Source organism: Microbacterium sp. K35, assembly GCF_004794375.1.
Lineage (GTDB): Bacteria > Actinomycetota > Actinomycetes > Actinomycetales > Microbacteriaceae > Microbacterium > Microbacterium sufflavum.
The window spans coordinates 1-10,677 of record NZ_SSDM01000096.1 but is presented as its reverse complement, the minus strand read 5'-3'; the positions used below and the strand labels follow the sequence as shown (position 1 = coordinate 10,677).

The following is a 10,677-nucleotide window of genomic DNA, read 5'->3' as shown; positions in this document are numbered from 1 at the left end:
GCTCGGCCGCGACCTCGGCTGGATGCTGGAGGTCACGGCCGAGCGGCAGCGGCAGCAGGCGGCCTCCCGGCAGCGGCAGCTCGGGATCGACGCGGAGGTCACGGCGACCGCGGTGAAGGCGCTCGTCCCGCGACTGCGCGACGGCGGGCTCACGCGGGCCGAGGTCTTCGCGGTGTGGGAGGCTGCGGGCATCGACCCGTCGGGCCAGCGCGGCATCCACCTCCTGTTCGACCTGACCATCGATGGGCTCGTGTGTCAGGGGCCGATCGTGCCGCGCTCCGGCATCACGCGCGACCAGCGGTTCGTGCTCGTCGAGGAGCACATCCGTGCGCACGAGCGGCCGGACGACCCGCTGGCCGAGCTGTTCGTGCGCTACATCGACGGACACGGCCCCGCGGGCGTCGCGGACTTCGCGTGGTGGTCCGGGCTCACCCTCGGGCAGTCGAGGGAGGCCGCGGCGCGCGCCTCCGGGCGCGTGACCGAGGTCGCCGAGGGCCTGCTCACCGCGGTCGCGCACCCCCGCCGGGCGCCCGCCGCGCCGTCGGTGCAGGCGCTGCCCGCGTTCGACGAGTACTACATCTCCTACGCCGACCGCACGCCCGTGTGCGACCCGGCGTACCTGGGTCGCGTCGGCCCGGGCAAGAACGGCATGGTGCGCGCGACGATCGTGGAGGACGGACGAGTCATCGGCTGCTGGACCCACGCGGCCGCCGCGCACGCGGCCGATCCCGAGCTGTTCACCGAGCCGGGCGACCCCGATGCCGTGAGCGCCGCGCTCGCCCGGTTCGCGGCGTTCATCGACGGCTGACCCGCCCGGAGCGGGCCCGGCGTCAGCCCGCGACCGGCACCGGGGCGAGCAGTGCGGCGATCTGCGGTGCGAGCGCGATGAGGCGATCGTTCGCCTCGGTCTCGGCCACGGTGGCCCGCAGGCCCTCGCCGGGGAACGGGCGCACGAGCAGCCCGTGGTGCTCCAGCAGTTCGGCGACTGCGGCGGTCGTGTCGCCCAGCGGCAGCCAGACGAAGTTGCCGCGGCTCTCGGGCACGGTGATCCCGGCGGCGGCGAAGGCGGTGACGACGCGCTCGCGCTCCTGCACGAGGGCGTCGATGCGCTCCTGCAGCTCGTCCTCCGCAGCGAGGGAGGCGACCGCGGCGGTCTGGGCGAGGTTCGTGACGCCGAACGGGATGGCGACCTTGCGCAGCGCGATGCCCAGCTGCTCGGGGGCGATGGCGTAGCCCACCCGCATGCCGGCCAGCCCGTACGCCTTCGAGAACGTGTGCGCGACGGCCACGTTGGGGTAGCGGCGGAAGTACTCGATGCCCACGGGCGAGTCGGCGCGGTCGTTGAACTGCACGTACGCCTCGTCGATCACCACGACGATGTGCGCCGGCACCTGCGACAGGAACCGGTCGAGCTCGGCGTCGCCGACGGTCGTACCGGTCGGGTTGTTCGGGTTGCACACGAGGATCAGGCGCGTGCGGTCGGTGATGGCGGCGAGCATGGCGTCGAGGTCGTGGCGGTGGTCGGCGGTGAGCGGCACCATCACGGGTACGGCTCCGGCGGCCCTGGCCAGCATCGGGTACGCCTCGAACGAGCGCCAGGCGAACAGCACCTCGTCACCCTCGCCGGCGGTGGCCCGCATCAGCTGCGACACGACCTCGACCGAGCCGCTGCCGAGCACCACGTTGACGGGCTCGACACCGAAGCGCGCGCACAGCTCGGTGGTGAGGGCGGTGGCCGCGGTCTCGGGGTAGCGGTTGATGGTGGCGAGCTCGTCGGCGATCGCGGCGGTCACCGAGGGGAGCGGGGGATAGGGGTTCTCGTTCGACGAGATCTTGTGCACGGGCCCGGTGGTCTCGGTCTGCGGTGCCGCCTTGCCCGGCTTGTAGCCGGGGATCGCGTCCAGGTCTCCCCGCAGTCTCAGCTCCGACATCCGATGGCCCTTCTCTCGTGTGCGCTCCTGCGGCCGTGTCCGTTTGACAGGCCCGAGCGGACTTCATACTATCGCAATTGAATATAAAGAATGTTGTCAATCCGATCCGCGGCGATCGGATGCGACGGAAGGAGCGGAGCGACGGTGCCCCACACTGCGGTCGATTCCCCGGAACAGCGCCTCGCCCTGCGCGTGCGCGCCATGCGCCAGGAGGCGAAGGACGTGCTGTCCCTCGAGCTCGACGACCCCACCGGCGCCGAACTGCCGGCCTGGGAGCCGGGAGCGCACATCGACCTCCGCTTCGCGAACGGCGTCGAACGCCAGTACTCGCTGTGCTCCGACCCCGGCGACCGCACCGCCTGGCGCATCGCGGTGCTCGCCGAGAGCCCGAGCCGCGGCGGCTCCCGCTACGTGCACCAGACGCTGCGCGTCGGTGACCCCGTCACGGCCTCCGCCCCCATCAACCACTTCGCACTCGCGCCGGCGGACGACTACGTCTTCGTGGCCGGCGGCATCGGCATCACGCCCATCCTGCCGATGCTGCAGGAGGCCACCCGCCGCGCCGTTCCGTGGCGGCTTGCGTACCTCGGCTCGGCGGGGGAGCGCATGGCATTCCTCTCCTCGACCCAGCTCGCGGGCGGCGAACTGCTGCTCGTGCGCGGCGACGTCGACGACCGGCTCGACCTGGCCGCCTGGATCGGTGCGCCCTCCGCCGAGACCGGTGTGTACGCGTGCGGTCCGGAGCGCATGCTCGATGCGCTGGAAGAGCTGAGCGCCGGATGGCCGCGCGGGGTGCTGCACGTCGAGCGCTTCCAGGCGAAGACCTTCGGCGAATCGCAGGGCGCCGAGTCGTTCGAGGTGGTCGCCAGCCGGTCCGACCTCGTCGTCACGGTGGACCGCGGGTGCAGCATCCTCGAGATGCTCGAGAACGCCGGTATCGGCGTGCCCAGCTCCTGCCTGGAGGGCGTGTGCGGCACGTGCGAGACCGCCGTCGTCGACGGGGCGCCCGAGCACCGCGACTCGATCCTCACCCCCGACGAGCGCGAGAGCAACGAGACGATGATGATCTGCGTCTCCCGTTCGCTCGGCGACCGTCTCGTCCTCGACATCTGACCCCCCACGAACGGAGCGACCATGGACACCGGAACCGCATACGGGCTGCGCCTCGGGCAGCCGCTGAACGAGCTCGCCCAGGTGGGTCCTGGCACCCCCTACGGTGAGGTGCTGCGCCGCTACTGGCACCCGGTCGCGAAGGTCGAGGATGCGACGACACGACCCCTCTCGCTGCGCGTGCTGGGCGAGGAGCTCGTGCTGTTCCGCACCCGCAAGGGCAAGGCGGGTCTGCTGCACCCGCGCTGCATCCACCGCGGCGCGTCGCTGTTCTACGGCGGGGTCGAGGACGAGGGCATCCGCTGCTGCTACCACGGCTGGGTGTTCGACACCGAGGGGCACTGCCTGGAGCAGCCGTGCGAGCCCGACCTGGGACTGCACCGCGATCGCGTACGTCAGCCGTGGTACCCCGTCGAGGAGCAGTACGGACTGATCTGGGCCTACATGGGCCCGCCCGACAAGAAGCCGGTGCTGCCGCGCTACGACACGCTCGAGGAGCTGGCCGACGACGAGCAGCTCATCGTGAACGACCAGGGCGTGGGCGGAGGCGGCCCGGCACAGCTCGACTTCAACTGGCTGCAGCACTGGGAGAACGTGATGGACCCGTTCCACGTGCCGATCCTGCACGCCCGGTTCAGCGGCAACCAGTTCACGCCGGAGATGGCGCTGATCCCCGAGGTCGAGTACGAGTACACGCCGCTGGGCGTTCGGAGCATCCAGATGCGCGACCTCGGCGACGGCCGGCAGCTGCGCCGCGTGACCGAGGTGATCTTCCCGAACCTGCGTGTGGTGGCGAGCCCCAAGCTCGCCTCCGGACAGACGAACATGATCGGCTGGGTGGTGCCGATGGACGACACCAACTTCCGCATCTTCACGGTCGCGCGCGACAGCGACCCCGACTTCCTCACCAAGCTGCGCTCCACCCACGAGGGCAAGCCGTGGAAGGAGCTCACCGACCTGGAGCACCAGCGGCTGCCCGGCGACTACGAGGCGCAGAAGTCGCAGGGCGCCATCTCGCTGCACTCCGAGGATCACCTCACCACCACCGACCAGGGCATCGCGATGATCCGGCGCATGATGGCCAAGCAGCACCGGGCCGTGGCGGGCGGCGGCGACCCTGTCGGCGTGTTCTTCGACGAGTCGGAGCGGCTGATCCGCATCGAGGGTGGCAACTACTTCGAGGGCGCGCCCGACGCGCCGCTGCTCGCCGACGCGGTGGACGACTGACATGGCCAAGTACACGGCGCGGCCGCCCCGGGGGGACCGTCCGGTCCTCGTGCTGGGCATCAGCGACGTCGTCGTGATCGAGGGCGAGCCGGCCGTGCCGGTGAGCACGCACCACCTGTCGGCGTGGGGGCGGTGGGTGCGCGACGTCGCCATCCCCGACGCCGCGGCGCAGCGGCTGCACGAGCTGGCGGAGCACTTCGACATCGTGTGGGCGTCGGAGTGGGGCCACAACGCGCACACCGCGTTCCGCGAGCCGCTCGAGCTGCCGGAGGAGCCGTGGCCGTTCCTGCCCGTGCAGTTCGACAAGCTCGCGCACATCCGCCGGTACGCGGACGGTCTGCCGTGGATCTGGGTCGACGATCCGCTCGTCGACCTGAGCGGCGAGCCGCCCCGGTGCGACGACGGCATCGTGGTGCGCGTGGACCCGGCCGCCGGCATCCTCAGCCTGGACGTCGACGAGCTGCTGACGAAGACGCGCGAGCTGGTCGAGCGTCGCGCCGAGGAAGACGAGGAGAACGCATGACGGATGCCGTCGCGATCGTGGGAGGGCGGGTCGTCACGGGCCTGGGCGAGGAGATCGAGAGCGGCACCGTGCTGCTGTCCGACGGGCGCATCGAGGCCGTCGGCACAGGGCTCGCCGTGCCCGAGGGCGCCCGGGTGATCGACGCCGCCGGATGCTGGGTGCTGCCCGGCCTCATCGACCCGCACAGCCACATCGGCGCGCACGAGGAGGCCAACGGCCCCGCCGGGTTCGACGGCAGCGAGGTCTCGTCGCCGGTCACCGCCGGCGTGCGGGCCATCGACGCCGTCAACATCGAGGACATCGCCTTCCGCGACGCGCTCGCCGGTGGCATCACCGCCGTGGTCGTGAAGCCGGGATCGGGCAACCCGATCGGCGGGCAGAGCGTCGCCATCAAGACGGCGGGAGGGCGCTCGGTCGACGAGCAGGTGATCCGCGCGGCGCTCGGCATGAAGTCGGCGCTCGGCGAGAACCCCAAGCAGGCCTACGGGGAGCGCAAGCAGCTGCCGTCGACCCGGCTCGGCATCGCCCTCGTCATCCGTCAGGCGCTGCGCGACGCGCAGGACTACGCGGTCCGGCGTGACAAGGCCCGCGCCGACGGCACGCCGTTCGCCGTGGACCTCGGAAAGCAGGCGCTCACGGAAGCCCTCGACGGCACGCTCACGTGGGAGCAGCACGCGCACCGGCACGACGACATCGCCACGGCGCTGCGCATCGCCGACGAGTTCGGGCTGCGCCTCGTCCTCAATCACGGCACCGAGGCGCACAAGCTCGCCGGCATCCTCGCCGCGCGCGACGTGCCCGTGATCTACGGACCCATCCTGTCGAGCCGCTCCAAGGTGGAGGTACGCGAAGCCGATCCCGCGAACCTCGCCGCGCTCGCCGCGGCGGGTGTGCGCGTGGCGCTCACCACCGACCACCCGGTCGTGCCCATCGGCCTGCTCGCGATGCAGGCGGCCGTGGCCGTGCGGGCCGGGCTGCCGAGGGAGACCGCGCTCGCGGCGATGACCTCGACGGCCGCGGCCATCGCCGGCATCGACGACCGGGTCGGCGCGCTGGAGCCCGGCCGCGACGCGGATGTGGTTCTGTGGACCGGAGACCCGCTCGACGTCGCCTCGACCGTGCGGGAGGTGCTCATCGACGGGCGCACGGTGTACTCGGCGCCGTCCGCGGCGCAGGAGGGGAACGGATGACGCTGCACGACGACGCCGCACGCCTGCAGCCGGAGCTGGTGGAGCTGCGCCGTCGTCTGCACCGCATCCCCGAGCCCGGGTTCGACCTGCCGCTGACGCAGCGCGCCGTGCTCGACGCGATCGACGGCCTTGGCCTGGAGATCACGACCGGATCGGACCTCAGCTCGGTCACGGCCGTGCTGCGCGGCGCGACCGACGGCCCGTCCGTGCTCCTGCGCGGAGACATGGACGCGCTCGCCATCGTCGAGGAGACCGGCCTCGAGTACGCGTCGGCGAACGGGGCGATGCACGCGTGCGGGCACGACCTGCACGTGGCCGGACTCGTGGGGGCCGCACGCCTGCTCGCCGGGCGGCGCGACCGCATCGCCGGCTCCGTCGTCTTCATGTTCCAGCCCGGCGAGGAAGCGGGCGGCGGGGCTCCGCTCATGATCCGCGACGGCGTGCTCGACGCCGCGGGCACGCGGGTCGAGGCCGCCTACGGCATCCACGTGGGTCCGGGCGCGCGCGGCACGTTCCAGCTGAAGTCCGGGACGATCATGGCGGGCGCCAACGTGCTGCGGGTGCGCGTGCACGGGAGGGGAGGGCACGGGTCGAGGCCGCAGCAGGCCGTGGATCCCGTGCCCGTGGTGGCCGAGCTGATCCTCGCCCTGCAGTCCTGGGTCACGCGCCGCATCGACGTGTTCGATCCCGTGGTGCTGTCGGTCACGACGCTGTACGCGGGGGAGATCACGAATGTGATCCCCGAGGACGCGGGCTTCGCGGCGACCCTGCGCACGCTGTCCGAGGCGTCGATCGCGCGGGCGCAGGCCGAGCTCCCGCCGCTGATCGAGCGCATCGCCGCGGCGCACGGCTGCACGGCCGACGTCGAGGTGATCGTCGGCTATCCGGTCACGGTCAACACGGTCGAGGAGACGGCGGCGGCGGCAGCGGTGCTCCGCGCCGAGTTCGGCGAGGACCGCGTGGAGGAGATCGATGCGCCCTGGATGGCGTCGGAGGACTTCTCGTTCGTGCTCAGGGAGGTGCCAGGCACGTTCCTGTTCCTGTGCGCGACCCCGCCGGATGTGGACCAGGACGACATCCCGATGAACCACTCGCCGCATGCGCGGTTCGACGACGCGGTGCTGGGCGATCAGGCCGCGGCTCTCGCGGCGCTCGCCTGGCGCCACGTCGGAGTCGGCGACGCGTAGGCGCCCGTCGTCTCGTCGCCGGGGTGCTGCCTGAGTGAGCGGAGCGAGACGAGGGGCGCGCGTGTCAGCGACCGAGCGTGCGGTGGTCCAGCACGGCCTTGCGGCCGACCTTCACATCGCCGGAGCGGATCGCGTCGATCAGGGCCTCGTGGATGCGCAGGCGCTCGTCGGTGTCCTGCCGGAAGCCCGGCACGGCCAGGGCGTCGTCGGTCGCGGCCCCCGCGGTCTCACCCTCGATGTAGTCGACGAGGTTGAGGTAGAACGTACGCAGCACGGCGTTGGGGGAGATCTCGGCGATCCGCCGGTGCAGCCGCCAGTTGCCGTGCAGGCCCTCGATGGGGTCGTGCCAGTGCTCGGTCAGCTCCGCCATCACGGCTTCGAGATCGGCGATGTCGGCGTCCGTGCGGTGCTGCACCGCGTCCTGCATGACGGCCTCGTCGAGCGCGTCCAGCACCTTGATCACGTCGTTCACCGGAGCGCCGGTCTGCCGCAGCCGCAGCACGCTGTGCGCGAGGCGGATCAGCGGGGACTGGTCGGCGACGAAGATGCCGCCACCGGGACCCGGGCGCAGATCGACCGAGCCGCGCGCCCGCAGCACCCGCAGCGCCTCGCCGAGCGTGGCCGGCGCCACACCGAACTGCTCGCACAGCTCCTGGCGGGTGCCGATGCGATGACCCGGCTCGAGACCCTCCGTCTTGATCATCGCCTCGACCTCGGTGACCACGCGGTCGGCGACGGACTGCGCGGGCGCGACGCGCTGGAACGTGCGCGCTTCTTCCTGGGTGCTGGCCACGGGGATCCTTCGGTCGGAGCGGGGCTGTGGAGCGGATCTCTCACATCCTAAGGAGCGCCTGCCGCGCCGGGGCGGTGGCGGCGGGCGATTCTCCTATTTGCAGTAATTGAATGTATCTAATACAGTCAATCACGCAATGCTGCTCACGAGAGGAAACAGATGACCGACCCCACCGGTGGCGATCTGCTCGCAGACTCCCTCATCAACCAGGGCGTCTCACGGATCTTCGGCATCCCGGGCGTCCAGCTCGATGCCGCCGCAGACGCCCTCCACGCCCGCACCGACCAGGTCGACTTCATCTGCGCGCGCAACGAGCAGTCCACGACCTACATGGCGGACGGCTACGCGCGGAGCACCGGCGACGTCGGTGTCGCGATGGTCGTGCCGGGCCCCGGCGTGCTCAACGCCCTCTCCGGCGTCGCGACCGGCTACTCGGCCAACTCGCCGATGCTCCTGATCGCGGGCCAGATCGACTCGCAGGCCATCGGCCGCGGACTCGGCGCCCTGCACGAGATCCCCGACCAGACGGGCATCCTGCAGCGCCTCACGAAATGGACGGGCACCGCCCGCTCCGCCGATGAGATCCCCGGGCTCGTGCGCGAGGCGTTCACGCAGCTGCGCAGCGGCCGCCCTCGCCCCGTCGCGCTCGAGGTGCCGCCGGACGTTCTCGCCGCCACCTCGCGTGCCGTCGCGGCCGAGCGTGTCGCCGACGCGCCCCTCGTGCCGGAGGAGCAGCAGATCCGCGACGCCGCCGCCCGCCTGCTCGCGGCCAAGCGCCCGATGATCGTGGTGGGCGGGGGAGTGCTCGCCGCGAACGCATCGGTCGCCCTCCAGGCACTCGCCGAGGCACTGGAGGCCCCCGTGCTCATGACCGAGAACGGCCGCGGTGCGCTCGACGCCCGCCACCGTCTGGCCTTCGACGCGCTCGCCCTCCGCGCGTTCCGGGAGGACGCCGACCTGGTGCTCGCCGTCGGCACGCGCTTCGTCTCGACGTTCGGCACCCAGGTCGACACGAACGGCGCCCCCGTGATCCTCGTGAACGCGGAGGCCGCCGACCTCGAGGGCCCGCGTGCCGCCGCGCAGACGCTGCACGCCGATGCCCGCCTCGCCCTCGCCGGCCTGGCCGCCGAGGTCGGCACCCCGGCGCGCGACTCGCGGGAGAGCGAGTTCGCCCGCGTGCGCGCCTGGCTCGCCGCGCAGTTCGCCGACATCGCCCCGCAGCGCGAGTACCTGTCCGCGATCCGCGGCGCGCTCCCCGAAGACGGCGTCTTCGTGAGCGAGTTCACGCAGGTGGGCTACGCCGCCAGCGCCTGCTATCCGGCGTACCAGCCGCGCACCTACATCGGCCCCGGTTACCAGGGCACGCTCGGCTACGGCTTCGCCACGGCCCTCGGCGTCAAGGCGGCCGACCCCGACCGCGCCGTCGTGTCGGTGAACGGCGACGGCGGCTTCTCCTGGACGCTGCAGGAGCTGTCCACGGCCAAGCGCTACGGTCTCGGCCTCGTGACGATCGTGTTCCACGACGGGTTCTACGGCAATGTGCGCCGCATCCAGAAGAACCGGTACGGGGCACGCTACTTCGCCAGCGACCTCACCAATCCGGACTACGGCACGCTCGCGGAGGCGTTCGGCATCCGCTCCGCACGGGCGACTACCCCGCAGGAGCTCTCGGGGGTGCTGGCCGACGCCGTGCCCGCGAACGAGCCGATCCTCATCAACGTGCCGGTCGGCGAGTTCCCGTCGCCGTGGCACCTGATCCACGAGGGTGTGCCGCGCCCGGCGCCGCTCGCCCCCGATGCGCATCTCGTGCGGCAGGCGGGGGTCTGACATGGTCATCGGGCACGACATCGCCGGCATCAGGGAGGATGCCGCAGGGCAGGCCTCGATCGATGTCGTCAGCCCGGCCGACGGCACCGTGATCGGTGCCGTCGTGGCAGGCGGCCCCGCCGATGTGGATCGTGCGGTGGCTGCGGCCGCGGGCGCGTTCGGCACCTGGTCGACGACGCCGATGTCGCAGCGGATCGCTCATGTCGAGGCGCTCGCCGAGGGGTTGGCGCGCCACCGTGAGCTGCTCGCTGCGACGTTGAGCGCGGAGATGGGGTCGCCGATCGCGTTCGCGCGCTCCGCCCAGGTGGGCGTCGCGATCGCCGACCTCGCCCGGCTGGTCGAGGCCGCCCGCGCGCACGTCGAGCGCGAGGCGGTCTCGAACTCCCTCGTGGTCGCGGAGCCGGTCGGTGTGGTCGCCGCGATCACGCCCTGGAACTTCCCCCTGCACCAGATGATGCTCAAGGTGGGCGCCGCGATCCTCGCCGGCTGCACCGTGGTGCTCAAGCCCAGCGAGGTCGCGCCGCTGAACGCCGCGATCGTGGGCGACATCCTCCGCGAGACCGGGCTGCCGGCCGGCGTCGTGAACATCGTGCACGGCGACGGCGCCGGTGTCGGCTCGCCGCTGGTGGCGCACCCCGGCGTCGACATGGTCACCTTCACGGGTTCGCGCCAGGTGGGGGAGCAGGTGGCGCGCGCCGCCGCCGCGACCATCAAGAAGGTCGCGCTGGAGCTCGGGGGCAAGTCGGCGGCGATCGTGCTCGACGACGCGCCGCTGGACGAGTCCGTGCGGGGGGTCCTCGCCTCGTGCTTCGCGAACGCCGGACAGACCTGCGCGGCGCAGACGCGCGTGCTGGTGCCGGAGGGCATGCGGGAGGCGTGGGAGCGCGCG

Annotated in this window: 10 protein-coding genes; 8 read left to right on the top strand and 2 right to left on the bottom strand. The window is 72.1% G+C overall.

All coding sequences use genetic code 11. The features are described from left to right. Positions 1-808: DNA glycosylase AlkZ-like family protein (locus tag DW299_RS02595; protein ID WP_136035538.1), on the top strand; the 808-nt coding region annotated here is incomplete at its 5' end. A gap of 22 nt (positions 809-830) precedes the next feature. On the opposite strand, the gene hisC is transcribed toward DW299_RS02595, so the two are convergent. Continuing rightward, entirely contained in the window at positions 831-1,931 is a 1,101-nt protein-coding gene (hisC, locus tag DW299_RS02590; RefSeq protein ID WP_136029051.1) for a histidinol-phosphate transaminase, read from the bottom strand. A gap of 144 nt (positions 1,932-2,075) precedes the next feature. Here hisC and DW299_RS02585 point away from each other — a divergent pair, with 144 nt between their 5' ends. Genes DW299_RS02585 through DW299_RS02565 form a run of 5 tightly spaced genes read left to right on the top strand, consistent with a single transcriptional unit; the run spans position 2,076 to position 7,168 of the window. Next, the gene (locus DW299_RS02585; RefSeq protein WP_240745297.1) at positions 2,076-3,044 is read left to right on the top strand and encodes a PDR/VanB family oxidoreductase; all 969 of its coding nucleotides are present in this window, start codon (positions 2,076-2,078) and stop codon (positions 3,042-3,044) included. 21 nt (positions 3,045-3,065) lie between these two features. Continuing rightward, the gene (locus DW299_RS02580; RefSeq protein WP_136029053.1) at positions 3,066-4,268 is read left to right on the top strand and encodes an aromatic ring-hydroxylating dioxygenase subunit alpha; all 1,203 of its coding nucleotides are present in this window, start codon (positions 3,066-3,068) and stop codon (positions 4,266-4,268) included. 1 nt (position 4,269) lies between these two features. Then, on the top strand, positions 4,270-4,791 hold the full coding sequence (locus tag DW299_RS02575; RefSeq protein ID WP_136035537.1) for a hypothetical protein: 522 nt from the start codon (positions 4,270-4,272) through the stop codon (positions 4,789-4,791). Beyond that, on the top strand, positions 4,788-5,981 hold the full coding sequence (locus DW299_RS02570) for an amidohydrolase (protein WP_136035536.1): 1,194 nt from the start codon (positions 4,788-4,790) through the stop codon (positions 5,979-5,981). The genes DW299_RS02575 and DW299_RS02570 overlap by 4 nt, the downstream gene beginning before the upstream one ends. Then, on the top strand, positions 5,978-7,168 hold the full coding sequence (locus DW299_RS02565; RefSeq protein WP_136035535.1) for a M20 metallopeptidase family protein: 1,191 nt from the start codon (positions 5,978-5,980) through the stop codon (positions 7,166-7,168). The genes DW299_RS02570 and DW299_RS02565 overlap by 4 nt, the downstream gene beginning before the upstream one ends. 64 nt (positions 7,169-7,232) lie before the next feature. On the opposite strand, the gene DW299_RS02560 is transcribed toward DW299_RS02565, so the two are convergent. Next, positions 7,233-7,961, bottom strand: a complete 729-nt coding sequence (locus tag DW299_RS02560) for a FadR/GntR family transcriptional regulator (RefSeq protein ID WP_136029061.1) — start codon at positions 7,959-7,961, stop codon at positions 7,233-7,235. A gap of 159 nt (positions 7,962-8,120) precedes the next feature. On the opposite strand from DW299_RS02560, the gene DW299_RS02555 reads away from it, so the two are divergent. Both DW299_RS02555 and DW299_RS02550 read left to right on the top strand, forming a co-directional pair. Further along, a complete protein-coding gene (locus DW299_RS02555; RefSeq protein WP_136035534.1) occupies positions 8,121-9,788 on the top strand; it encodes a thiamine pyrophosphate-dependent enzyme in 1,668 nt (555 codons plus the stop codon). A 1-nt stretch (position 9,789) separates the two neighbouring features. Beyond that, positions 9,790-10,677 (top strand): aldehyde dehydrogenase family protein (locus DW299_RS02550; RefSeq protein ID WP_168443060.1); only part of this gene is annotated, 888 nt, incomplete at its 3' end.